22 protein-coding genes and 1 tRNA gene are annotated in these 25,203 nt (G+C 62.1%); 13 read left to right on the top strand and 10 right to left on the bottom strand.

Features of this window, described 5'->3' with window-relative positions:
- Positions 1-27 precede the first annotated feature (27 nt).
- Complete coding sequence (locus tag LOZ74_RS10170; protein ID WP_230291113.1) at positions 28-3,132, top strand: autotransporter domain-containing protein; 3,105 nt, start codon at positions 28-30, stop codon at positions 3,130-3,132.
- Between the two features lie 452 nt (positions 3,133-3,584).
- Positions 3,585-4,310, top strand: coding sequence for an aquaporin Z (gene aqpZ / locus LOZ74_RS10165; RefSeq protein WP_230291112.1), 726 nt, complete (start codon positions 3,585-3,587; stop codon positions 4,308-4,310).
- Positions 4,311-4,397: 87 nt separating this feature from the next.
- Here aqpZ and LOZ74_RS10160 read toward each other — a convergent pair whose 3' ends face one another.
- From LOZ74_RS10160 to LOZ74_RS10150, 3 genes are all read right to left on the bottom strand, one after another.
- Positions 4,398-4,610 carry a hypothetical protein gene (locus LOZ74_RS10160; protein ID WP_230291111.1) on the bottom strand — a complete coding sequence of 71 codons (213 nt, stop codon included), beginning with the start codon at positions 4,608-4,610 and terminating at the stop codon, positions 4,398-4,400.
- Positions 4,611-4,869: 259 nt separating this feature from the next.
- The gene (locus tag LOZ74_RS10155) at positions 4,870-5,547 is read right to left on the bottom strand and encodes a cytochrome b/b6 domain-containing protein (RefSeq protein ID WP_230291110.1); all 678 of its coding nucleotides are present in this window, start codon (positions 5,545-5,547) and stop codon (positions 4,870-4,872) included.
- Between the two features lie 14 nt (positions 5,548-5,561).
- Positions 5,562-6,092, bottom strand: coding sequence for a cytochrome c (locus LOZ74_RS10150; protein WP_230291109.1), 531 nt, complete (start codon positions 6,090-6,092; stop codon positions 5,562-5,564).
- A gap of 179 nt (positions 6,093-6,271) precedes the next feature.
- Here LOZ74_RS10150 and LOZ74_RS10145 point away from each other — a divergent pair, with 179 nt between their 5' ends.
- Entirely contained in the window at positions 6,272-6,787 is a 516-nt protein-coding gene (locus LOZ74_RS10145; protein ID WP_230291108.1) for a cytochrome c family protein, read from the top strand.
- Between the two features lie 6 nt (positions 6,788-6,793).
- On the opposite strand, the gene LOZ74_RS10140 is transcribed toward LOZ74_RS10145, so the two are convergent.
- From LOZ74_RS10140 to LOZ74_RS10120, 5 genes are all read right to left on the bottom strand, one after another.
- Positions 6,794-6,937 (bottom strand): DUF2474 domain-containing protein, encoded by a 144-nt coding sequence (locus LOZ74_RS10140; RefSeq protein ID WP_370638819.1) that lies wholly within the window; start codon positions 6,935-6,937, stop codon positions 6,794-6,796.
- A 2-nt stretch (positions 6,938-6,939) separates the two neighbouring features.
- Entirely contained in the window at positions 6,940-7,947 is a 1,008-nt protein-coding gene (cydB, locus tag LOZ74_RS10135) for a cytochrome d ubiquinol oxidase subunit II (protein ID WP_230291107.1), read from the bottom strand.
- Positions 7,947-9,359, bottom strand: coding sequence for a cytochrome ubiquinol oxidase subunit I (locus LOZ74_RS10130; RefSeq protein WP_230291106.1), 1,413 nt, complete (start codon positions 9,357-9,359; stop codon positions 7,947-7,949). The genes cydB and LOZ74_RS10130 overlap by 1 nt, the downstream gene beginning before the upstream one ends.
- A 101-nt stretch (positions 9,360-9,460) precedes the next feature.
- The gene (locus tag LOZ74_RS10125) at positions 9,461-10,024 is read right to left on the bottom strand and encodes an adenine phosphoribosyltransferase (RefSeq protein WP_230291105.1); all 564 of its coding nucleotides are present in this window, start codon (positions 10,022-10,024) and stop codon (positions 9,461-9,463) included.
- Positions 10,021-10,314 (bottom strand): hypothetical protein, encoded by a 294-nt coding sequence (locus LOZ74_RS10120; RefSeq protein ID WP_230291104.1) that lies wholly within the window; start codon positions 10,312-10,314, stop codon positions 10,021-10,023. The genes LOZ74_RS10125 and LOZ74_RS10120 overlap by 4 nt, the downstream gene beginning before the upstream one ends.
- Between LOZ74_RS10120 and efp the strand changes: the two genes are divergently transcribed.
- From efp to LOZ74_RS10100, 4 genes are all read left to right on the top strand, one after another.
- Positions 10,292-10,855, top strand: a complete 564-nt coding sequence (gene efp / locus LOZ74_RS10115; RefSeq protein WP_230291103.1) for an elongation factor P — start codon at positions 10,292-10,294, stop codon at positions 10,853-10,855. The two genes, LOZ74_RS10120 and efp, sit on opposite strands and share 23 nt — an antisense overlap.
- A 22-nt stretch (positions 10,856-10,877) precedes the next feature.
- The gene (locus LOZ74_RS10110) at positions 10,878-11,702 is read left to right on the top strand and encodes an inositol monophosphatase family protein (RefSeq protein WP_230293863.1); all 825 of its coding nucleotides are present in this window, start codon (positions 10,878-10,880) and stop codon (positions 11,700-11,702) included.
- Positions 11,703-11,778: 76 nt separating this feature from the next.
- Positions 11,779-11,862 (top strand) — tRNA-Leu (locus tag LOZ74_RS10105).
- A 76-nt stretch (positions 11,863-11,938) separates the two neighbouring features.
- Entirely contained in the window at positions 11,939-13,729 is a 1,791-nt protein-coding gene (locus LOZ74_RS10100) for an SLC13 family permease (RefSeq protein ID WP_230291102.1), read from the top strand.
- Positions 13,730-13,741: 12 nt separating this feature from the next.
- Here the strand turns inward: LOZ74_RS10100 and LOZ74_RS10095 are convergent, their stop codons facing one another.
- A complete protein-coding gene (locus tag LOZ74_RS10095; RefSeq protein WP_230291101.1) occupies positions 13,742-14,365 on the bottom strand; it encodes a helix-turn-helix domain-containing protein in 624 nt (207 codons plus the stop codon).
- Between the two features lie 160 nt (positions 14,366-14,525).
- Here LOZ74_RS10095 and LOZ74_RS10090 point away from each other — a divergent pair, with 160 nt between their 5' ends.
- The 5 genes from LOZ74_RS10090 (at position 14,526) to LOZ74_RS10070 (ending at position 19,142) form a co-directional block, all read left to right on the top strand.
- Positions 14,526-14,681: a hypothetical protein gene (locus tag LOZ74_RS10090; RefSeq protein WP_230291100.1), complete on the top strand. Its 156-nt coding sequence runs from the start codon at positions 14,526-14,528 to the stop codon at positions 14,679-14,681.
- 188 nt (positions 14,682-14,869) lie between these two features.
- Positions 14,870-15,154, top strand: coding sequence for a hypothetical protein (locus LOZ74_RS10085; RefSeq protein WP_230291099.1), 285 nt, complete (start codon positions 14,870-14,872; stop codon positions 15,152-15,154).
- Between the two features lie 164 nt (positions 15,155-15,318).
- Complete coding sequence (gene prsK, locus LOZ74_RS10080; RefSeq protein WP_230291098.1) at positions 15,319-17,484, top strand: XrtA/PEP-CTERM system histidine kinase PrsK; 2,166 nt, start codon at positions 15,319-15,321, stop codon at positions 17,482-17,484.
- Complete coding sequence (gene prsR / locus LOZ74_RS10075; RefSeq protein ID WP_370638818.1) at positions 17,484-18,863, top strand: PEP-CTERM-box response regulator transcription factor; 1,380 nt, start codon at positions 17,484-17,486, stop codon at positions 18,861-18,863. Before prsK ends, prsR begins: the two co-directional genes overlap by 1 nt.
- A gap of 93 nt (positions 18,864-18,956) precedes the next feature.
- The gene (locus LOZ74_RS10070; RefSeq protein ID WP_230291097.1) at positions 18,957-19,142 is read left to right on the top strand and encodes a hypothetical protein; all 186 of its coding nucleotides are present in this window, start codon (positions 18,957-18,959) and stop codon (positions 19,140-19,142) included.
- Between the two features lie 215 nt (positions 19,143-19,357).
- On the opposite strand, the gene LOZ74_RS10065 is transcribed toward LOZ74_RS10070, so the two are convergent.
- Entirely contained in the window at positions 19,358-21,748 is a 2,391-nt protein-coding gene (locus LOZ74_RS10065) for a YadA-like family protein (protein ID WP_230291096.1), read from the bottom strand.
- 519 nt (positions 21,749-22,267) lie between these two features.
- Between LOZ74_RS10065 and uvrA the strand changes: the two genes are divergently transcribed.
- A complete protein-coding gene (gene uvrA / locus LOZ74_RS10060) occupies positions 22,268-25,189 on the top strand; it encodes an excinuclease ABC subunit UvrA (RefSeq protein WP_230291095.1) in 2,922 nt (973 codons plus the stop codon).
- Positions 25,190-25,203 lie beyond the last annotated feature (14 nt).

The raw sequence follows: 25,203 nt of genomic DNA, 5'->3' as shown, positions 1-25,203 counted from the left end.
GCCCTTCTGTGCTCGACTTGCGCGGCCATGGCCCTCGCAACGCCCGCATGGGCCGATGTGACGGTCGATGACGAAAGCGATACCGCCCTTGCCACCTCGGTCGATGGCGATATCACCATCGATACCGATGCCACGCTGGAAGTGGACGGCGCCGATCCGCTGACCATAGACAGCAATGGAACGATCACCATCAACGAGGACGGTGTCGTGCTGGCCGACGATGCGGATGGGCGTAACGGCCTGTATATCGCCAGCGGGACCAACGGCACATTCTTCAACGACGAAGGCGGCATCTATGTGCTGGAAGACTTCGTTCCCGATGACGACGACGGCAATGGCACCCCCGACGGCGCCGTGGCTGAAGCATCGGGGCGCACCGGCATTCTGGTCGATTCGACCACCGGCACGATCCAGAACGACGGCACGGTCTATGTCGAGGGTCTGAATTCCGCCGGTATCCGTTTTGCCGACGGCTGGGCGGGCAGTTTCGACAATACCAATGCGATCTATGTCGTCGGGGATTACAGCACCGGTATCGCGACCGGAGACATTGCCACCGACTTCTCGGTCGGCGGAACGGTCACCACGGTCGGGCGCGGAACGCAGGCATTGCTGGTCGATGGCGATGTCGATGGCATCCTGGTGATCGATGGCACGCTGACCAAGGCGCTGAGCTATACCAACGACGACGGTACGACCTACACGCTGTCCCGCTCGCAATTGCGCGAATCCGTGGCTGCGGTTCAGGTTAAGGGCGATGTCGCCAATGGCGTGCTGGTCGATGCGCGGCCGCTGGAACTCGATTCCGATAATGACGATGAAGACGGCGACGGCATCGACGATGCGGACGAAACCAACGGCTCGATCACCAGCTATGGCGAATCCCCCGCGCTGCTGATCGGCAGCGACCAGGATATCACCATCGGCGGCGGACAGACACGCGATGGCACCTATTCGCTGGGCATCGACGGTTCGGTCACGGCCTCGGGCTATTACAGCACGTTCGACGCGACCGCCGTCGTGATCGGGGGAGAGGGCGGCACGGTCGATCTGACCGACGGCATATCGGTTGGCGGGACAGTCGCGGCGACGACGCCCGACAGCAGCGCGGTGGCGATCCTGATCAACGAAGGCGCCACGGTCCCCGATCTTTACGTCAGCGGCACGGTGCGCGCCAATATCACTTCGCAGGGCGAGGGTTCCGCCGTGGCGATCCGCGACCTTTCGGGCACGCTGAGCCAGATCGACAATACCGGCCTCATCACGACTTCGGGCGCGAGCGAGGATGAGACGATCGCTCTCGACCTCAGCCACAACACCAGCGGTGTGACCATCGCGCAATATCTGAACGATGTAGACGCGGCCGATTACGCCGAAGAGCTGGAGGACGAGGATTACGATCCCGACGATCCGACCATCTATGCCCGCATCACCGGGGACATCATGACCGGCACGGGCAACGATCTGCTCACCGCTTCGACCGGCATCATCGACGGCGACGTCTATTTCGCCGCGGGCGACGATGCGATGAGCCTGTCGGGCAATGCCGTCTATGGCGGCACGGTCTATTCGGGTGGCGGCAGCTTCGATCTTGCCATGGCCGACACGTCCGAATTCTATGGCACATTGGATGCCGGATCGGATATCGCCACCGTCACGCTGAACGGCGACAGCCATTTCTATGGCACGATCGAAAACGGCGTGAATACGTCGGTCACCGTCAATGGCGGGCTGTTCACAATTACCGACGGCGAAACGGCCAGCTTCGACAGCCTGACCGTGGGCGCGGACGGTTCCTTCGGCGTGGTGATCGACGGAGAGGCAGGCACAACCTCCAGCTTCGACGTCAACACCGCGGAATTTGCCGATGGCGCGACGCTGGATGCGGTCATCACCCATTTTCTGGATGCGGACGGCTCCTATACCGTCCTGACCGCAGATCAGATGACGGGGCAGGATACGCTCACGCTCAATATCGACGATCTGCCGCTGATCTATGGCGCAAGCCTGACAAGCGACGAGAATTCGGTCACGGTCGACGTCGAGCTTTATACGCCCGAAGAGCTGGGGCTGAACAGCGCGGCCTCGTCCGCCTATAGCGCGCTGCTGCAGACGGCGGGCGAGAATGCCTATCTGGAAGCGAGCATCCTGCAGGCCGAGGACATGGATTCGCTGGAGGGTCAGTTCGCGCAGATGCTGCCCGAATACGAAGGCGGGGTATTCGATTTCATCACCCGCAGCTCGCGCCAGTCGTCGAAACGCATATCCGACAATATCGCGCATTTCGACGAATGGCCGGTCGGCATCTGGCTTGAACCCTTTTACGTGACCGGCAGCAAGGACAAGGGCGACACTGCCGGTTACGACGTTTCGGGCTGGGGCATGTCCGGTGGCTGGGAAAAGCGGCTGGGTAACAATTATCTCGGCGTATCGGGATCGTGGTCAAGCGGCACCTCCTCTACCGGCGACTATCGTGATGTCGACATCACGAAATACGAAGTTGCTGCGCACTGGCGCGCCAGTCTCGGGAATTTCTACGGCTTTGCCCGCGCAGGCTATTTCTGGGCGAACATGGACGGGTCGAACACTTTCACCGGCACTGTGTCCGACAGCGAATTCACTTATGACAGCACGGGCGAATGGAAGGGGACCGGCTATACCGGCATGATCGGCGGTTCCTATGACTACCGCGTCAACCGTACGCTGACCTTGCGACCCAAGATCATGCTCGATCACTATCGTCTGGATGAGAAGGGTTACGAGACCAGTGCCGATATCGACGCGCTGGCCCTGACGGTGGACAAACGCTCCAACGACGTCACCGCGCTGACCCCCTCGCTTGTCGGCAGCTTCCGGCTGGACCGGCAGAACATCCGCGACAATCCGCTGACTGCCGAATTCGAAGCGGGCTACCGCTCGGTTTTGGCAGGCGACATCGGATCGCTGACCGCAAGTTTCGAGGAAAGCGACAGTTTCACCCTGCTGCCGTCCTCGCTGCAAGGCGGCTGGACGACCGAGGCGCGGCTGAAAGGCGGCGGATGGGACCATGCTTGGCTGATCGGTATCGGCGCCGAACAGACCAGCGGAAATATCGACCTCAGCGCGCGAGCCTCTCTCAATATCGCGTTCTGACAAGGGAAAGCGATCCCCCGGTCGATAGGCGCCGGACGCAGCCCCATACGGCGTCCGGCAGGCCGTCATGTCCTGTGTCTTGGCACAGGGCATGGCGGCCATAATGCTTGCAAAGGGTCCCGGCAAAACGGGTCGGTGAAGAGCCGGCTGGTACGGGGCAGGGGGGCATGCCCTCGCGATCAGCGGGTTAACCCTGATTGTCCGCATCGCTGGGAATGGCAGATTTTCGCCTGCGTACGGCTTTCGCATGCGGGTGCCCACCGGCTTTCTCCCACTGGCTTTTCCCTTGAAGCCAGCACGATCGCCCCGACTGCCTGTTCGGCCCTGACCGACCGGCGGGCGGGGCGTTCTGGTCGGTGGCACGCCGGGGCGGGCCATATGTATCGGCGCGCGGGATCATTGGCGCGCAGACGGCGGCGCACGGGGTGCCGCCATATCGGGAGATACGGGCGATGGTGCGTAATCTGGCAGCCGAGTTTTTCGGCACATTCTGGCTGGTATTCGGGGGTTGCGGCGCGGCAGTGCTGGCCGCTGGCTTTCCGGAGCTGGGCATCGGTTTCGTGGGCGTTTCCATGGCATTCGGGCTGACCGTGTTGACCATGGCCTATGCCGTTGGCGGCATTTCGGGCGGCCATTTCAATCCGGCGGTCTCGCTGGGCCTTGCTGTCGCGGGCCGGTTCCGCTGGCAGCATCTTGCCCCCTACTGGGCGGCGCAAGTCGTGGGTGCGGTGATCGCGGCGGCCGTGCTGTTCGTGATCGCATCGGGTCAGGTTGGCTGGGAACCGGGCGGTTTTGCGACCAATGGCTTCGGCACGCTGTCGCCGGGCGGCTATGCGATGGCATCGGCTCTGCTGATCGAAATCGTGCTGACGGCGGGTTTCCTGATCGTGATCCTCGGCGCGACGAGCACGGCGGTACCGGGCGGCTTTGCCCCCATCGCCATCGGCCTCGCACTGACCTTGATCCACCTGATTTCCATTCCGGTGACCAATACCTCGGTCAATCCGGCGCGTTCGACCGGCGTGGCGCTGTTCGCAGACACGGCGGCCATGGGCCAGTTGTGGCTGTTCTGGGTGGCACCGCTGATCGGCGGCGCGATCGGCGCGGTGATCTGGCGCTATATCCTGATGCCTGGCGAATCGTTGGAAGGTATCGCGGGCGAGGGCGAGATCGCCTGAGGCATCGCTTTCTCGCGGCCCGTATTGCGGGCATTAAAAAGGGGCCCGGCGCTGATGCGTCGGGCCCCTTTCATTGGTGTGGTTCGATCAGACGCTGATCGGCTCGTCGTCGTCATCGTCATTGGCGGCGATCACGATCACGGCCAGAAAAGCGGCCAGTGCGGCGGCAGCCAGAATGGGCGTGCCTTCGATCTGGCTGGTTTCCTTCGCAGGTGCACTTGCGCGGGCATCATCGGCTGCCATGGCAGGGCCAGCGGCAAGCAGGGATGCAGCAGCAACACTAAGCATGATTTTCTTCATCGGCTTCTCCGGTCTCTTGGCCCTCATTCCGGCCGGTTTTCCGCGACTTATGCGGAACAGTACCGGGGCCCACTAAACTATCCGGGCCCCACGGATCGCGTCATCAGAAACATATTGTGACAAAAAATAACTGCCTGTCATAGCCCCGGACGACGAATATTTTTTGCAATGCACAAAAATGTCACGCTCCCTCTTGGAAGAGAAAGGTAAATATTTGCTTTCGCAGCAAAGCCGTCAGTCGCCATGGCGATGAGTTGTTTTAAAAGGGCGGTGCGCCGTTCCAGATCCAGCCCGCGAACACCAACGCGATGGCAAGGCAGACAATCGCGCGCCATGCGGGGACGGGCGCCATGCCGACGGTTCCGGAAGGCGCAGGGCGCGATCCGGTGATCATGGGGCGTACCAGATTGTCCCGTTTGACCGTCAGATAGAACAATACGGCCACGACATGTAGCGCGATCAGCGCGACCAGCGCCCAGAAAAAGCTCTCGTGCCATTCGGTAAGGCTGTCCGCCGTCATCACGCCGACAAGTCCGTTCAGCGGCCCGGTCGCCCCGTCAAAGGGATCGCCCGCGAAAAGCCCCATGCCCAGTTGCAAGAGCATCGCGCCCAATAGCGCCATCACGCTCCATCCGCCGGCAGGGTTATGACCGATAGCCGGCGCGTGGCCACCGCCTGACGACCGGAAATAGGCAATTACCGCGCCGGGCCCGCGCAGGAAGGAGGCAAAACGCGCGGTGGAGCTTCCGAAAAAGCCCCACAGCACGCGAAACACCAGCAGCACCAGCAGAATCAGGCCCAGCCGCATGTGCCAGCCCATTTCATTGTTTTCCGCCGTCCACCACATGGCGGGGATCAGCAGAACAAAGCTCCAGTGGCAAATGCGGACGGGCAAGTCCCACAGCTTTACCGGTGCCGCGGCGGTTGCTTCGGTCAATGGGGCGGCTCCGTTCAGTCGTCCTTTTCGCGGAACTGGTCGTGACAGTTCTTGCACGAACCGCCCAGTTCCTTGACAGCCTCGCCAACGGCAGCAGCGTCGCCAGAATTGGCGGCGGCCAGCATGGTCGCGCTGGCCGCTGTCAGCTTTTCATGCGCAGCCGTGAACTCGGCGGGCTTTTCCCAGATCGAGTCCAGCGCTTCGGTGTCGGCGCCCGATGCGGGGCCAGTGCCTTCGGGGAAATGGCCCGAAACCTTCTGCGCATTGGTATCGATGATCTGGGCATTGGTCTGGATTACGGCAAAATCGGGAGAACCTTTCTCAAGCTCGCCGCGGATCGCTTTGAAAGCGTCGCCGATTTCCTCGAAATTATCGTGGCGCACCTTAACGATGTCCAGATCGGCCGCAGGCTCGGTGGCGGCGGTTTCGCCTTCGGCGGGGGCATCGCCGGCGGTTTCACCGCAAGCAGCCAGCGAAAGCGAAAGGGCAATGGCGGCAATCGCGCTGGTGGCACGCGCGGCAACGATAGGGCGGTTCGAGGCCATGAGGGGGTCTCCCGTTTGGAAAAATCCGGTAAAAGAGTGAAATCGGGCAAATCCGGAACGGTTCCTTCATCGCCAGCTTTCGCCATCAGCGTCAAGAGACGAGATTTTTTGCACGATTGTTGCGGCGCGGGATGAATCGCGCAATATCGTGCGTGACTGCGGTTTTCGGGGGTGCGCGCATGGCTTTGATAATTCGGGTTCGCTCGGTCGTTCTGGCGTCTGCGGCGCTGGCGCTTGCTTCATGCGGCTCTGCGCCGGAGGAAGAGGCAGCGGATATCGCCGGCGAGACTGTCGCGGTTCCAGAGGCGGAGTCGGACGATATGGTTGAACCGATCGCCGACCCTGCCGACGTGATGGCTGAGCCCGATGCTGCCGCAGCCACGCAGGTCGCCGCAGTGGCTCTGCCCGAACCGGCGTCGCTGGCGCAATGCAAATCCTGCCACAGTTTTGAAGAAGGCGAGCCCGCACGGATTGGGCCGAACCTGCATGGGATTTACGGGAATAAGGCGGGATCGGTTGCGGGGTTCAACTATTCCCCCGCGCTGAAATCGTCCGGTCTGGTGTGGGACGATAAGACGCTGGACGAATATCTGGCCGCGCCGACAAAGCTGGTGCCGGGCGGACGCATGCCGATGGGTCAGACGAATCCCGACAAGCGCAAGGACATCATCGAATATCTGAAGTCGCAGGGGTAACGCCGGTCAGGCGATCCACAGCCTGATCACCCAGCCGACCGCGCCCAGTACGGCGACGCTGGCCGCCCAGATCGCCGCCATCCACGCCAGCCGCCGCCACAGCGGCTGCGCTTCCGCCGCCTTGCCGGGGGGTAGGGGGGGATTGCGCACGATCAATGATATCCCTCGTCCGCGACCTTGCCGCGGAACACCCAATAGGCCCAGAACGTATAGCCAAGGATCAGCGGCATGGTGATCGCCACGCCCACCAGCATGAAGATCTGGCTGCTTTCGGGCGCAGCGGCATCCCAGATGGTCAGCGAAGGCGGGATGACATTCGGCCAGATCGTCACGCCCAGACCCGCCATGCCCATCAGGAACAGAGCGATCGACAGCCAGAACGGCAGCGCCTCGCGCCCCTGCATCAGCGCGCGGATCAGCCAGATTGCCAGCACGCCGGTCACCACCGGTACCGGTGCGGCGTAATAGATTTCCGGCGCGGACAGCCAGCGGTCGGCATATTCGGGGCGCAGCGCCAGATTATACAGGCTGACTGCCCCCATCAGCGCGAATGTGGCCAACGCAGACATTTTCGCCATGCGATAGGCATGGGTCTGGCATGGGCCGTCGGTCTTCCATACCAGCCACGTCGAACCCAGCAGTGCAAAGCCCGCCACAGTGCCTACGCCGGTCAGCAGCGTATAGGGCGTCAGCCAGTCGAACCAGCTGCCGGCATAGGCGCGGTCCACCACGGTCACGCCCTGCAGCATCGCGCCAAGGATCATGCCCTGCGACATTGCCGCCACCAGCGATCCGCCGAAAAATGCCCAGTCCCAGAATGCGCGGTGGCGCGGATCGCGCCAGCGGAATTCAAACGCGACACCGCGAAACACCAGCCCCAGCAGCATGGCGATGATCAGCGGATAGGTCGCGGGCAGCAGGATCGCATAGGCCAGCGGAAACGCCGCCAGCAAACCGCCGCCGCCCAGCACCAGCCATGTCTCGTTCCCGTCCCAAACGGGCGCGATGGCGTTCATCGCGCGGTCGCGCTCTGGCCCTGCTGCGATGGTGGGGAATAATATGCCAATGCCCAGATCGAACCCGTCCATCACCACATAGGCGAATACGGCAAAGGCGATGATAAAGGCCCAGATGGTGGTAAGGTCGATACTGACAGCCATCAGCCTTCTCCGTCCTGCGGAATGCCGCCCGATGCGATGCCCGCCGTACGGATCGGCCCTTCGGCCTGCCGCTGCATCGCGGCTTCCTTATCGTGCGGAGTGGCCGACATCAGGCGCAGGATGTACCAGACGCCTACGCCGAACACGGCGAAATAGACGACGATAAACGCCAGCAGCGATGCGCCAAGGGCCGGGGCATCCAGCGGGCTGGCGGAATCGGCGGTGCGCAGCAGGCCATAAACGGTCCACGGCTGGCGGCCCACTTCGGTAGTGAACCAGCCTGCGATCACCGCGACGAAGCCCGCAGGCCCCATCGCCAGCGCCGCGCGGTGTAGCCACGACCAGTCGTATAATTTGCCGCGCAGCCGCGCCAGCAAGCTCCACGCGCCAAGCCCCAGCATCGCAAAGCCCAGCCCGACCATGATGCGAAACGCCCAGAACACCACGCCCACGGGCGGACGATCTTCCTTGGCCACCGTGTCGAGGCCGTCCAGCGGCGCATCCCATTCATGTTTCAGGATTAGTGAGGAAAGCTTCGGGATTTCTACCGCGTAATGCACCGTCTCTTGCTCGCTGTCGGGAATGCCGAACAGGATCAGCGGCGCACCGTCCGGATGGCTCTGGAAATGGCCCTCCATGGCCATAACTTTGGCGGGCTGGTGTTCCAGAGTGTTGAGCCCGTGCATGTCGCCGACGAAAATCTGGATGGGGGCGACCACCATGACCATGCCCATCGCCATGGAAAACATGGTGCGCGCCTGCTTGTTCGTCCTGTCCTTCAGCAAATGCCACGCGCCCACGCCGCCCACGGCCAGCGCCGTCGTCAGATAGGCTGCCGTCGCCGTATGGACGAGGCGGAAGGGAAAGCTGGGGTTGAAGATAATGTCGATCCAGCTGTCGCCCGGCAGGAACTGTCCGTTCGCGCCGATGACATAGCCGGTGGGCGTATGCATCCAGCTGTTGACCGACAGGATCCAGAACGCGCTGATGAATGTGCCCACGGCTACCATAAGGGTCGCGGCGAAATGCAGCTTGCGTCCCACGCGTTCCATGCCGAACAGCATCACGCCCAGAAAGCCCGCTTCCAGAAAGAAGGCGGTCAGCACCTCATAGGCCATCAGCGGCCCGATCACCGGTCCGGCCTTGTCGGAAAACACCGACCAGTTGGTGCCGAACTGGTAGCTCATCACGATGCCCGACACGACGCCCATGGCAAAGGCGATGGCAAAGATTTTCAGCCAGTACCGGAACAGGTCGAGATAGCGTTCCCGCCCGGTCCACAGCCACATGCCTTCCAATACGGCAAGATAGCTGGCCAACCCGATCGAGAACGACGGGAAGATGAAATGGAAGCTGACCGTGAACGCGAATTGCGCGCGGGCCAGAAACAGCGCGTCGAGTCCTTCGAACATGGGCGCCCCTCTAGATCATCTATACATTTAATGAAACCGTAAATCCGACATTGCTGGATGCGTCTTGCGCAAGCGGGATTGCGTGCCGGTCAATTCACAACTCAATCGCCGTCGAACGCGATCAGCGCATGGGTGCTGACGCCTGCTTCGCGCAGCCGGTCCGCGCCGCCCAGATCGGGCAGGTCGATCACGAACAGGGCCTGTTCGACATGCGCGCCGCGCGATGTCAGCAGTTCGACCGCGGCCAGTGCGGTGCCGCCGGTTGCGATCAGATCGTCGACCAGCACGATCGAGGCGCCGGGGCCGCAGGCATCGTCATGCATTTCCAGCATGTCGGTGCCATATTCCAGCGCATATTCGACCGACACGCGCGGACCGGGCAGTTTGCCCCGCTTGCGCAGCATCAGCACGCCGCAGCCAAGGCGATAGGCAAGGGCGGAAGCGAATACGAAACCGCGCGCCTCTATCCCCGCGATCAGTTCGGGCGGATCGCCTTCGTTTCCGTTGGCCAGCGCATCGGCCAGCCGGTCGATCGTCGCGGCAAAGGCCCCGCCGTCTAGCATCAGGGTGGAGATATCGCGGAACATGATCCCGGGCTTGGGATGATCGGGGATCGTGCGGATCAGCTCCGCCAGATCGGCGTTGGGCGCTTCGTGCTTGCTCATATCTTGGACTTTAGCCGCTTGTGGCGCATGCCACCAGCCTCGCGACGCTTGAAGCGCAGCGGGCAGGATTGCGCTTCGCAGCGGGCAGGATCGCGCTTGCAGCGGGCAGGATTGCGCTTGCAGCGAGCAGGATTGCGCTTGCAGCGAGCAGGATTGCGCTTGCAGCGGGCAGGCGCTAAGGGCGCGCTCAACTCTTTCTCATCAATGTAACCGGACGCCTGCGACCATGCTGTCGGCACGCGATCCCCAATGGCAGGTAATCGGCATATGAAGATCAGCGGCGTGGACATTCGTCCCGGCAATATCCTGGAATATGAAGGCGGCATCTGGAAGGTCGCCAAGATCCAGCACACCCAGCCAGGCAAGGGCGGCGCCTATATGCAGGTCGAGATGAAGAACCTGCAGGACGGCCGCAAGACGAATGTCCGTTTCCGCAGCGCCGATACGATCGAACGCGTGCGCCTCGACACCAAGGACTTCCAGTTCCTGTATGCCGAGGGTAACATGCTGGTGTTCATGGACACGGAAACCTATGAACAGATCAACCTGCCCGCGGACCTTTTGGGCGATGCCGCGGCCTTTCTGGAAGACGGCATGCAGGTCATGCTGGAACTGTGGGAAGAAAAGCCCATTTCGGTCCAGCTTCCCGAACAGGTCGAAGCGACCATTGTCGAGGCCGACGCCGTCGTAAAGGGCCAGACCGCTTCGTCCAGCTATAAGCCTGCCGTTCTGGAAAACGGCGTGCGCGTGATGGTGCCGCCGCATATCGAAAGCGGCACGCGCATCGTCGTCGACGTTTACGAACGCACCTATGTAGGGAAGGCGGGCTAAGGCCCCCTTTAGCTAGGCACAGATAATGGCAGTTTCCGGTATCATTCGCGTGTTGGAGCGCGCCGCCCGCAAGGCCGGTTCGCGCCTGCGCCGCGATTTCGGCGAGGTCGAGCATTTGCAGGTCAGCCGCAAGGGGCCTGCCGATTTCGTGTCCAAGGCGGACGAGGCGGCAGAACGCATCCTGTGGGACGAATTGCGCGCCGCGCGGCCCGACTGGGGCTTCCTGCTGGAAGAAGCGGGCGAGATCGAGGGCGACCCTACCAAACCGCGCTTCATCATCGATCCGCTGGATGGCACTACCAATTTCCTTCACGGCATGCCGCATTTCGCGATTTCCATCGCGGTGCAGGAACCCAAGCTGGGTGGCGGCGGATGGGGCGAGGTAACCGCCGCGCTGGTCTATCAGCCGATCACCGACGAAAGCTTCTGGGCGGAAAAAAGCCGCGGCGCATGGCTGCACGATGCGCGGCTGCGCGTTTCGGCGCGGCGCGAATTGTCCGAATCGCTGATTGCGACGGGCATTCCCTTTGGCGGGCACGGCAATTTCCCCGAATGGCAGAAGATTGCAGGCGCCATCGGCCCGCGTGTCGCCGGTATCCGCCGCTTCGGCGCGGCCTCGCTCGACCTCGCATGGGTGGCGGCAGGCCGTTACGAAGGCTTCTGGGAAGCAGGGCTGAAGCCGTGGGACAGCGCGGCCGGATGCCTGCTGATCCGCGAGGCGGGCGGCTTCGTTTCCGACTGGCGCGGCCGTTCGCTGCCGATCTGCGACCAGACCATCCTTGCGGGCAATGACACGCTGCATTCGCGGCTGCACAAGCTGCTGGTCGGCGCGCTGAAAGGGGATTGATCGTTTTCCCTGCTTGATAGCGGGGCAGTCCCTGACTAAAGGGCCTGCTCCACGGCGTTTTGCAACCGCAAGGCGTGCCCCTGTGGCGGAATGGTAGACGCGAACGACTCAAAATCGTTTGTCTTCGGACGTGCCCGTTCGAGTCGGGCCAGGGGCACCATCGTCGTAACAAAAGTCGTTCATCGGGGCGCAATCTTGCTGGCGTGGCGACGAAACCGCTGTTATCTGCCAGCGTAATGCCCGGTTTCCCTACATATCACGCGCTGGGCGCCATGGTCCTGACCGTGGGCATGTTCATCGCATTCGCCCGCGGTCGCATCGCGACAGAGATCGTCAGCCTGGTCACCATTGCGATCATCGCGCTTGGCCTGTTTTTCTTCCCGCTCGACCTGCAAAAGCCGACCGACGGGCTGATGCTGGCCTTTGCCGGGTTCGGGCATCCGGCGTTGATTACCATTTGCGCGCTGATGATCATGGGGCGCGGCCTTGTCGTGACCGGTGCACTGGAACCGGCGACCCGCTTCCTCGACAGCGTGTGGAAGATCGACACCCGCCTCGGCATGCTTGTCTCGTTGCTGATGGCGATGGGGCTGTCGATGATGGTGAACGACACACCGGTGCTGGTGCTGTTGTTGCCGATTTTCGTCGCCTTGGCCGAACGCGGGGCGATGGCGGCATCGAAAACGCTGATTCCGCTGAATGCCGCTGTGCTGATCGGCGGCATGGCCACCACCATCGGCACATCGACCAACCTGCTGGTCGTCTCTATCGCCGAGGATCTGGGCATGGACCATATCCGCGTGTTCGATTTCACACCTATCGTCGCCATCGCCGCGCTGATCGCGCTGCCATATCTGTGGCTGGTGATGCCGCGGCTGTTACCCGACAACGGCACCGCGAATCTCCGCCATCGCCGGTCTTTCGCCGCGACTTTGCGGTTCGACGACAGTTCCGAACTGATCGGCTTAACCCCCCGCGATCTGGAGGACAGGCTGCCCGACGGCTTCCGTTTCGAAGGGCCGCTCGACCGTCAGATTACGGCCAATTCGCGTTTGCCCGTCAGCGGATCGCACCATGCTCTGGAAGAAGCGATGCGCGTGTTCAAGGCCCGCGTTGCGCCTGCATGGGTGATCGAACGGCTGAACGCCGCCGCCCATTCGCAGCAAGCCGATGTCGTGGTCGTCGAAATGGCGATCACGGCAGAATCGCGGCTTGTCGGCCTGACCATTCCGTCATCGGGCGTGGCAGGCCAATTCGGCGTGGCGGTGCTGGGTATTCACCAGCAGGAACGCGGGCCTGACAAGGGGCGGCACGAATATTCCGAACTGCAGCTCAAGGCGGGCGACGTGCTGCTTGTGATGGGCCCCATGGCCGAGATTGAGGAATTCGCCGAAACCGACCGCTTGCTCCTGCTAGAGGGCGCCAAAGAAGTGCCCCGCCGGTCAAAGGCCGTTCTGGCCGGTGCGATCATGGTGGGTTCGGTCGCCACGGCCAGTTTCGGCCTGTGGCCCATCGCAATCGCCGCGCTGGGTGGGGCGATCGCGATGTTCGTTACCGGATGCGTCAAGTTCGACCGCGTGGGCAGGGCGCTGTCCGCCAATGTCATCGTGCTGGTCGCGGCCAGTATTGCGGTCGGGCGGCTTATTCTGGAAAGCGGGGCAGCCGAATGGCTGGGCGCGATTATGGCGGCAGGGCTGCAAGTGCTTCCCCCTGCGGCGGTGTTGGCGGCGATCATGCTGTTCGTGACGTTGCTGACCAATTTCGCATCGAACGCCGCCGCCGCCACGGTCGGTACGCCGATTGCCTTCAACATCGCCAACACGCTGGGCATTCCGCCCGAACCGATGATTCTGGCCGTGCTGTTCGGCTGCAACCTGTGTTACGCGACGCCGATCGCCTATCAGACCAATATGCTGATCATGGAAGAGGGCGGCTATAATTTCCGCGATTACATCCGCACCGGGGTCCCATTGGTGGTGCTGATGGCGACCACTTTGTCGATTTTGCTGGTGATGTTTTATATGTAGCGGGTCGTGGGTTCAGCCCCGACCGGTCCCCAGCCGATATCCGATGGCCGCCTCGCTCAGCAGAAAACGCGGCATGTCGGGCTCCGGCTCGATCCGGCGGCGCAGCTTGGCAATGGCGACGCGCAAATATTGCAGATCGTTCGCATGGCGTCCCCACAGCGACAGCAAAACCTCATGCGCCACGAAACGGCCTCTGGCTTCGACCAGCAATCCCATGATTTCCGCCTCGCGTTCGGACAGCTCGTGCTCCGCGCCGTTCAGACGCAGGTGATCGCCCGCCAGCGCGATATCCGGCGGCAGCGCGCTGCCCGTTTCGATCAGGCGCAGCCGCGCGGCCAGTTCGGCGGAATCGATCGGGCCGGTCGTCAGGAATTCGAACGCGCCAGCAGCCAAAGCGGCCTGCCGCCGCGCGGTGCGGGCGCGGCCTGCCAGCACGATCACGCGGTCCTTGCGCGCCACATGATGTGCCAACCTCTCGGCAAATCCATCGTGATCGACGCTCAGCCATGCGACCCCCTCAGGCAGCATCTCGCGCCCCAGAATCGCCAGTGCCGCGCGCCACTCTTCGCGGTCGGAAGAGGTCAGTCCCGCCTGCGCGCCAACAGCCCGCGAAAAATCGCTTGCGCAATCATGCATCAGTGCGAGCCCTGCAAGCAATCGCAGGAAATATTCGGTCGTTGTTTTGGATACAAAAGACCATTCATTTCGTTTTCGTGACAATCTCTCTGATCTATTGACAACTCTGTCAAATCTGCAAGTTTCCAGTACATCGGCTCGGTATGGAATGAGGGCGAGCATGAAACAGATGTATGCGCAAGTGCACGAACACAATGCGTTTAACGACAATGACGGTATCGGCGATATCGCCGCGTGGCTGGACGGTTTGAAACGCCCTGCTGACGGCGGGGCGCGCGGTTTCCGGCGTACCATCGATTCGCTGATGAATGATTGACGAACGAACGGCGGGGTGAACTCCCCGCCGTTTTCGTTTCGGATATCGATTTCGGCCTGTTCGCCCCGGCTGGTGCGGGTCGATACCCGTGCGTCCGGCGGACGGATCGCGGTGCGGACAGCGGGCCCCGGCGGAACCGTTTCACGCGCACCGACGTTTCCCCTTCATTGTTTCAAGGGGATATTCGCATGACCGAAGAACGTATTACCCGCGTCGAAACGCCCGACGGCAACACGCATACGACCACCGAAGTGATCCGCGATACCGAACTGCAGCGATCGTCCGGCAAGGGCATGATGCTGCTGGTGCTGGTGGTGATCATCGCGCTGGTCGGCGGCTTTGTCCTGATGCAGGGACAGGATGCCGAAATCGCCAAGGATAACGCCATCGCCAATGCAGCGGATAGCGTTGGCAATGCAGCCGATTCCATCGGCAATGCCGCGGACAAGGCGGCGGACAAGATCGCCAACTGAACCCGACATCCGGCGCAAAAGGCGCGGCAGGCGGCAGAGACCCGCCTGCCGCGCCTTTTTGCGTTCCGCTTTACGCCGCGTTTACCATGGCGCCGCTAGGCTGCCTTCATGGCCCGATCCCTCCGACAAAGCTGGCGCTTTCCCGTATCTGAGGGACGTGACGCATGACCGGTCTGGTCTGGCAAGACTGGCTTTCTCCTGACTGGCCATCTTCCGGTTGGACGGCCTTCGCAAGCGTAACGGCGGCCCTGGGCGCTTTTGCCTGTTTGTGCGCCCCGCTGCTGCTGTGGAACCGCGGGCGCAGCCTTGCCCTGCGCGCTATGGTGGTTACGGCATTGGGCGCGGCGGGGATCACGCTGGTCACCGGTGTCGCGCCTGCCATTGATCCGCGTCTTGCCTGGCTGGTCGAAACATTGCGCAATCTGGCCTTTCTGGCGCTGATCGGCGCGCTTTTGTCGGCAGAGGGCCGGCATAGCAGCCTGACATTGCTGCGCCCCGTCCTGTTCGCGCTGGCTCTGGCAGAGCTGGCGCAATTGCCGTTGATGATGCTGACCGAATGGTTCCGCCATCCCGATGCACTCGCGCTGATCATGAATGTCGCCGCGCTGATCCGCATGTTGTTCGTGGTGGGCATGCTGGTGTTGATCCATAATCTGTTTGCCGGGGCAGAGCCCGAACAGCGATCCCGGCTTGGCCCTGTCGTCACGGCGCTGGTGCTGGGCTGGGGGTTCGAGCTGAATTTCTATGCCTTCACCTATCTGTCGGGACATGCGCCCCCTGCTATGGTCGCGGTACGGGGGCTTGCCTGGGGGGCGGTGGCGGTGCTGCTGTATCGCGACGGGCGGGCACTGCCCGAACGCCGTTTCGCGCCGTCGCGGTCGGTAACGTTCCAGTCGTTGTCCCTGCTGGTTATCGCCCTTTACCTGCTGGGCATATTCGCGCTGGATACGATCCTGAAAGCGTTCGATATCGACATGGGTGTGGCCAGCCAGTTCATGGCGATCGTGCTGACCATGATGATCGGGCTCCTGCTCGCTTCGCCGGGCCTGCGGGCGATGATCCGCGAGGGGATATCGCGCAATCTGTTCCGGCACCGTTTCGATTATCGCGCCGAATGGCTGCGTTTTGCCGGCAGGATGGGCGCGCAAGGCGGCGGGGCCGCGCCGCTGGCCGTGCGCGCGGTGGAGGCTCTGGCAGAGATTACCGACAGCCGCGGGGGACTTTTACTGACGCCCGACGACGACAACCTTGGCAATGGGCAAGGGCATCTGACTCTCTCCGCGCGGTGGCAATGGCCCGATATCGACGTACCCGCCATCGCCCTGCCGCAACAAACACTGCGCGCGATGGAAGAGGCCGAGGATGTGCTCGCGCTCGATGCTTTGCGGGGCAGCGATGCTGCTGCGATTGCCGTCCATTTGCCGGCATGGCTGCTTGACGATCAAAACGCGTGGGCGCTGGTGCCCCTGATGCTCGACGGGCGGATGGCGGGGGCCGTGGTGCTGGCCCGGCCTGCCTTTGCGCGCAAGCTGGATTGGGAAGATCACGATCTGCTGCGCATCATCGGCCAGCAACTGGCGGTGCATCTGTCCGAACAGGCTGCGCAGCGCCAATTGCTGGAGGCAGCGAGGTTCGACGAATTCAATCGCCGCATGGCCTTTGTGATGCATGACATCAAGAACCTTGCCAGCCAGCTGGGGCTGACGGTCAGCAATGCTGAAAAGCACATCGAAAACCCTGCCTTTCGCGCCGACATGCTGATCACGTTGCGCAATGCGACCGGCAGGATGGAGGCGCTGCTGGCCCGATTGTCGCGTTATGGTGCCGGAGGCGGGTCGGGCAACGGATTTCGCGGTGATTGCAGGGTTGAGGCGATCTGCCCGCAGGATCTGGCGTGGCAGATCTTCGGCGCCCTGCCGTTCAGGGACAGGGTCGTCATCGAACGTGGACCCGTTGCAACGGCCATGGCCGACCGCGACGGGCTGGAGCAGGTGATGCGCCATCTGGTGCAGAACGGGCTGGATGCCAGCGGGCCCGCTGCCACGGTCGTGATTTCCTTTCGCCATGAGGGGGCGCAGGCAGTGATCGAAATTACGGACAAGGGTTGCGGCATGTCGGCGGAATTTGTCCGCAACGGGCTGTTTGCGCCCTTCGTTTCGACCAAGAACGACGGTTTCGGCATTGGCGCGTTCGAAGCGCGCGAGACATTGCGCGCGATGGGCGGGACGCTCGACGTCGTTTCGCGCGAAGGGGAGGGGACGTGCTTTACCATCCGCCTTCCCTTGGCCGCCACTTCTGCCAAGGCCGATACGGCAAGAAAGGTCGCCTGATGCCCGCGAAACCCGACATGGCGGACAAGCCCAAGCTGCTTGTGGTCGAGGACGATCCCGGCCTTGCCACCCAGCTGAAATGGGCATGGGACGAATTCGACGTGATCTGCACCGGTGACCGTGAAAGCGCCATTGCCGCGCTGCGCCAGCACGAACCCGACGTGGTGACCCTGGACCTTGGCCTGCCGCCCGATCCCGACGGCACGACCGAGGGCTTCGCCGTGCTGGACGCGATCATGGCGCTCAAGCCCGAAACAAAGGTCATCGTCGCCAGCGGGCATGGTGCGGCGGAAAGCGCGATGCGCGCGATCGAGCAGGGGGCGTATGACTTTTATCGCAAGCCGGTAAAGATCGAGGAACTGGCCCTGATCGTGCGCCGCGCATTGCATCTGGCAGGGATAGAAGCGGAAAACCGCCGCCTTGCCGCCCGCAGCGGTGCGGATGCAACCGTGCTGGGCAGCATCGTTACCGCGGCACCCGAAATGATCCGGACCGCCCGCACCGTCGAACGGGTGGCTGCCACCGAAGTGTCGGTCATGCTGATCGGCGCCAGCGGCACAGGCAAGGAATTGCTGGCGCGCGGCCTGCATGCATCCAGCGGACGGGCGGGCGCGTCTTTTGTGGCGATCAATTGCGCCGCGATCCCCGATCATCTGCTCGAACAGGAATTGTTCGGATATGAAGCCGGAGCCTTTGATGGCGCGCAGTCGGCCCGCGAAGGACGGATCGAGATGGCGAGTGGCGGCACCTTGTTCCTTGACGAGATGGGCGATCTGCCGCCCGCGATCCAGTCGCGCCTGCTGCGTTTTATCGAAACCCGTGCCGTCGAACGCATGGGCAGCGGACAGGCCATTCCTGTCGACGCGCGCATCGTTTGCGCCACCACGCGCGATCTGCCCGCCATGGTTGCCAATGGGGATTTCCGCGAAGACCTCTATTTCCGGCTTGCCGAAGTGGTGGTCGCGATCCCCGCGCTGGCCGAACGCGCGGGCGATGCGCCCTTGCTTGCCCGACATTTTCTGGCGCGCTTTGCGGCCGAGATGAATCCGCAGATAAAGGGGTTTGCTCCCGACGCGTTGACCGCGATCGATGCATGGCACTGGCCCGGCAACGTCCGAGAGCTGGAAAACAGGGTCAAGCGCGCGGTCATCATGGCCGATGGCAGGCTGGTCAGCGCCGAAGACCTCGATCTTGCCGAACCGGGCGAGGAACTGGCGCAGGCGCTTAACCTGAAGGCGGCGCGCGAACAGGCGGACCGCAAGTTGATTCGTCATGCATTGGCGCGTAGCGAAGGTAATATATCGTCTACCGCGCGTATGCTTGGTATCAGCCGGCCAACACTTTATGACCTGATGAAGCAATACGATCTTACGACTTGACGTCCATCGGGCCAATTCTTCCGCTGGTCGAACAGCGCGATGGGATAATGTGGATAAGTATGGTATGGCGCTCTCGAGAGAGGGAGAGCGAGCGTGGAAGACATTCTTGAGAGATGTATGCTCGATGGCTTGCGATACTATCGCGACGAAACGAAGCAGATGCTGGCCATGGCCACCGACACGGGCGACAGGACCGATGCGGCACGGCTGGAACGCCGAATGCACAGGCTGGACGACCGGATCCGCGACTGGGATCTAACCAGCCGTCAGATGCACTGACCCCGGTCGACAGGCCCGTTATAACCGAAAACGGCCCTCCGATCCGCGCAAGGCGGCTTCGGAAGGCCAGGGGTGTGGGGTCTTTCAGTGTATGGCCGGTATTCCGGCTCTTGGCCGACCGTCCGGTCGGCATCATGCCTCGCGGTATAAGCATGCGGGCATGATATCGTGGCAGGCCGCCCGACCGCACCGGCCGGGCGACCCGCGATTGTCGATCAGAAGGCGAAACCTGCGCCCGCGCTGATCCCTGCATGGCCGCGTGTATTGACCGAGCCGTTGAACTTGGCCACGCCGCGCCCGTCGTTAAAGGCTGCCGACGCACCCAGCGCAAAGGCGGTTTGCCCGCGATAGTGTCCGACCGAACCGGCCAGCATGCGCCCGTCGCTTTCGATCACTTGCGGCAGGCCCGCTGCGGCCAGTGCATTGGCTGTGCCCGCATTGCTGTCGCGGCTCAGCTTTTGCAGGTCATAGCTGAAGGATTCGAACATGGTGTTGGTGTAATCCATTACCATGGCGAGCCCGTCCTGCATCTGCTGCACGTTCACCGCATCGTTGGGCAGCACGCCCGCGCCCACATTATGCATCACCACCGGAGCCGAACTGTCCGCGCCGATCAGCGTGACGTCGTTGGTTACGGTGCCGCCATTGCTGACGGTCGGGTTGTCGGGGTCGGAATACTGGACCGCGACGACCGTGCTGCCGGCATAGTTGTTCTGGATATTGGTGATCGCATTCGTGTTGTTGTCGATATCGGTGCGGTTGTTGGCGATCGCCACCGTATTGGCATCGATATCGGTACGGTTGTTGTCGATATCGACGCGGTTCGCTGCCACTTGCTGGTTCGTGGCATATAATTGCGCCCCGTTTACGGCATCGGTCGATGTCGCATTCAGCGCGCCGGGTGCCACATTGGTCAGCGTGACGGGCGCCGAGCCATCGGCACCGATCATGGCCACCGTCTGGGTCGGCGTGGCGCTGGCCATCGACGGATCGGCATCGCTGACATAGCCCAGCGGCACGTTGTCGACCTGGGCCTGGATATTGTTGATCGTCGTCGTGTTGTCGGTAACCCGCACGTCCAGATCGTTGATATCCCCTTCGTTCACGGTCACGCGGCTGTCGATATTGGCGATATCGCCTTCATTGACGGTCACGCGGTTATCCAGGTTCGCAATATCGCCTTCGTTCACCGTCACGCGGTTGTCGAGATTGGCGATATCGCCTTCGTTCACCGTGACGCGATTGTCGAGATTGGCAATATCGGTCTCGTTCGTGGTGACGCGATTGTCGAGGTTGATGATATCCCCCTCGTTCGTGGTCACCCGCGCATCGATATTGGCGATGTCGGTGGTGTTCTGGTCCACCTGCTGGTTGGTCGCGAACAATTGCGCGCCGTTCACCGCCTCGCTCGACGTGGCCGACAATTCGCCATCCGCAACGTTCGAGATGGTGGTGCCGCCCGCACCGCCCAGCGCCACTTCGGTCTGGGTGGCGTCGGTATATTGCACCGACAACGCCTGCGCATCCTGAAGATCGGCGATATCGCCTTCGTTCACGATCACGCGATTGTCGATATTGGTGATATTGGTCTCGGCCGTCGTCACCCGCGTATCGATATCGGTGATCGCGGTGGTATTGGCATCGACCTGCTGGTTGGTGGCAAACAATTGCGCCCCGTTTACCGCCTCTGCCGACGTGGCCGAAACCTCGCCATCGGCGACATTGCCGATGGTCGTGCCGCCGGCACCCGCCAGCGTGACCGACGCCTTGGTGTCGTCGTCATACAGGACCGCATCGTTGGCCAGTTCGGCCACTGCACCGGTCACCTGCCCGACCGTAGCGGCATCGCTGTCCTGCGTGCCGGGGGCGACATTGGTGATCTGGCGCAGATTGCCTGCGCTGCCGACCGATACGGTGCCGACGCTGTCGAACGTGCCCGACAGGCCGGGGGCGGTATAGCCCGCCAGCGCGCCCCGGTCGGCCAGCGATCCGCTGCCCAGCGCAACGCTGTTGGCCGCGGTCACGGTTGCATCGGCACCCAGCGCGAGCGAACCGGTCGCGCCGACATCGGCCAGCGCACGGTTGCCGATGGCAATGGCATCGACGTCATTGGCCAGTGCCACTTCGCCATCGTCGCCAAGGCCGGTAATCTGGTTGCCACCGATAGTGATGCCGCCGGATGTGTCGAGCGAAAAGCTGTCTGCCGCGACATTACAATCGCTGCCCGGAGCGAGCAGGTTGCCATCGGTATCGAGCACCGACAGGCCGATCGGTTCGCCAGCGGCGATACCGGCCAGGATGTCGTCGATTTCGATATCGACATCGGTCACGTTCAGCAGGTCTCCGGGGCCGAAGATCGAGCCCAGCAGCGGGCTGATGATCGGAACGCCGGTAATCGCGGCTTCGACGTCGAGCAGATTGTCGGTCAGCGTCGAAAGCGACGTGATCAGCGGATCATTGGCCGCATCGATAATGTCGGTGACGGCGGAAGGTTGCAGGGCAATGCCCGTACAGACGTCGACGACGGGCTGGATCGCCTGCGCCTTGGCTTCCTGTGCATTCAGGGCAACGGCCAGCGCGCTGACGGCGACGGCCCCTGCAAGCATGGTTCTGGACTGTGAAAAAACCCCATTCATCGCTTGTACCTCTCATTTGCGTTGAGTTTTCAACTGCTTCGAGGGTCAGGGTAGGGGGTGAACAAAAAGTTACCGGTTTATTGACGTTAATGTTGATTGGAACAGAGTGTTAACCGACAAATGTATGTTATAATTGTATCAGTTTAAATCTGAATTATTTTCACACGGCCAATGTTAATTTTATAACAAAGGTGTTTCCGTGGATTGATGTGCTTAAAAACTAAATTATATTTTTGCGAAACGTGAAAAACAAAATTCTATACAAAAACACATTTATTTCGCAATGCAGCACGAAAAATTACACCCCGTCATCCGCGCCGACTCGGGAATTCGGCGGTTCGATCGGGACGACAAGCGCGAGGCGGGGTGATGACTGGCACGTAGCATCTGGCGGCTCCTGTTGAACGTGGGCAGGGTGCACCCCAAATGGCGGAAAACCGGTGTCGCGCATCTTGACGCGGCGGAACATCTGCGGAACATCCATTCTCCATGAGCCTTACCACCATTTCCGTCCGCGGCGCGCGTGAGCATAATCTCAAAGGGATCGACATCGATCTGCCGCGCGACGCGCTGATCGTGATCACGGGCCTGTCCGGCTCGGGGAAATCCAGCCTCGCCTTCGACACCATCTATGCCGAGGGGCAGCGCCGCTATGTCGAGAGCCTGAGCGCCTATGCGCGGCAGTTTCTGGAAATGATGCAGAAGCCCGATGTGGAACATATCGACGGGCTGAGCCCTGCGATTTCCATCGAGCAGAAAACGACCAGTCGGAACCCGCGTTCCACCGTAGCGACGGTGACCGAAATCTATGACTACATGCGCCTGTTATGGGCGCGGGTGGGGGTGCCCTATAGCCCCGCGACCGGCCTGCCGATCGAGGCGCAGACCGTGTCGAACATGGTCGACCGCGTAATGGCGCTGCCCGAAGGGACGCGTGCCTATCTTCTGGCACCCGTGGTGCGCGGGCGGAAGGGCGAATATCGCAAGGAGCTGGCCGAGTGGCAAAAGGCGGGTTTTACCCGCGTGCGCATCGACGGCGAAATCTATCCGATCGAGGAAGCGCCCGCGCTCGACAAGAAATACAAGCATGACATCGAAGTGGTGGTGGACCGGCTCGCCGTGCGCCGAAGTAAAGATGGACAAGGGGGGATCGAAACGCGGCTTGCGGATTCGTTCGAAACAGCTTTGCGTCTGGCCGACGGGCTGGCCTATGTCGATCTGGCCGATGGCGTCGTGCCGGGGCGCGAGGGTGAGGGGCAGTCGGCCAATGCGCGTGGCGGCAATCTGAAGGGCGCGGGCATTCCGGCGAACCGGATCGTCTTTTCCGAACGTTTCGCTTGTCCCGTCAGCGGCTTTACCATCGAAGAGATCGAGCCGCGCCTGTTCTCCTTCAACGCACCGCAAGGCGCGTGTCCGGTTTGCGACGGTCTGGGTGAAAAGCTGCTGTTCGATCCGCAACTGGTGGTCCCGAACGAGCAATTAAGCCTGAAAAAGGGCGCGGTCGTGCCATGGGCCAAATCGAACCCGCCATCGCCCTATTACATGCAGGTGCTGGCCAGCCTTGCCAACCATTACGGATTCGAGCTGGAGACGCCGTGGGAGGAACTGGCGCAGGAACACCGCGATGCAATCCTGTATGGCACCAAGGGCAAGCCGGTCCCGCTGACCTTTAAGGACGGACGCAAAAGCTATACGGTGAACAAGCCGTTCGAGGGCGTGATCGGCAATCTCAATCGCCGCATGCTGCAGACCGAAAGCGCGTGGATGCGCGAGGAACTGGGTAAGTTCCAGACCGCGCAGCCATGCGAAGCCTGTGGCGGCGCGCGACTGAACGAGAAGGCATTGGCCGTGAAGGTGGCGGGCAGCGACATCGCGGGTCCGGTCCGCCTGTCGGTCAGCGATGCCAAGGCGTGGTTCCTCGGCCTCGAGGAGAAGCTGGGCGACCAGCAGAAGCAGATCGCCAAGGCCATCCTGAAGGAAATCAACGAACGGCTCGGTTTTCTCGACAATGTCGGGCTCGACTATCTCAACCTCGACCGCACCAGCGGCACGCTTTCGGGCGGAGAAAGCCAGCGTATCCGCCTTGCCAGCCAGATCGGCAGCGGCCTGTCGGGCGTGCTTTACGTGCTCGACGAACCCTCCATCGGCCTGCACCAGCGCGATAATGACCGGCTGCTCGAAACGCTGAAACGGCTACGCGATCTGGGCAACACGGTCATCGTCGTCGAACATGACGAGGATGCGATCCGCGCCGCCGACCATGTAGTCGACCTTGGCCCCGGCGCTGGCGTGCATGGCGGCGAAGTCGTCGCGCAGGGCACGCTGAAACAGGTGCTGAAGTCGAAGAACTCGCTCACCGCTGCCTATCTTAACGGCACGCGCGCGATCGAGGTGCCGGCAAAGCGCCGCAAGGGGAACGGCAAGAAGCTGACCGTGCACGGCGCCACCGCCAATAATCTGAAAAACGTCACGGGCGAGATTCCGCTGGGCACCTTCACCTGTATCACCGGCGTATCCGGATCGGGGAAGTCCAGCTTTACTATCGACACGCTCTACGCCGGTGCCGCCCGCGCATTGAACGGCGCGCGTGTTATCGCCGGACCGCATGAGAAGATCACGGGCCTCAACCACTGTGACAAGGTGATCGAAATCGACCAGTCGCCCATCGGTCGCACCCCCCGCAGCAATCCGGCCACCTATACCGGTGCCTTCACCAATATCCGCGACTGGTTTGCCGGCCTGCCCGAAGCGCAGGCGCGCGGTTACAAGCCGGGGCGTTTCAGCTTTAACGTCAAGGGCGGCCGGTGCGAGGCGTGTCAGGGCGACGGCCTTATCAAGATCGAGATGCACTTCCTGCCCGACGTCTATGTCACGTGCGAGGAATGTGGCGGCAAACGCTATAACCGCGAGACGCTGGAGGTGAAGTTCAAGGGCAAGTCCATCGCCGACGTACTCGACATGACGATCGAGGATGCGGAGGAATTCTTTGGCGCCGTCCCCCCGATCCGCGACAAGATGCACATGCTCAACGAAGTGGGGCTGGGCTATGTGAAGGTGGGCCAGCAGGCCACCACGCTGTCAGGGGGCGAGGCGCAGCGGGTAAAGCTGGCCAAGGAACTTTCGCGCCGTTCGACCGGACAGACGCTCTATATTCTGGACGAGCCGACGACCGGCCTGCATTTCGAGGATGTGCGTAAGCTACTCGAAGTGCTCCACCGCCTTGTCGATCAGGGCAATAGCGTGGTGGTGATCGAACATAACCTCGACGTCATCAAGACGGCGGACTGGGTGATCGACCTTGGCCCAGACGGCGGCGTGCGAGGGGGCGAGATCGTGGCGACGGGCACGCCCGAGGATGTGGCCAAAGTCGCGCGCAGCCATACGGGGCACTACCTCAAATCCATGCTCTAGCGTTGGCTCAACCC

Source organism: Croceicoccus sp. Ery5, from assembly GCF_020985325.1.
GTDB lineage: Bacteria > Pseudomonadota > Alphaproteobacteria > Sphingomonadales > Sphingomonadaceae > Croceicoccus.
This window is presented reverse-complemented; position numbering and strand designations above follow the sequence as displayed.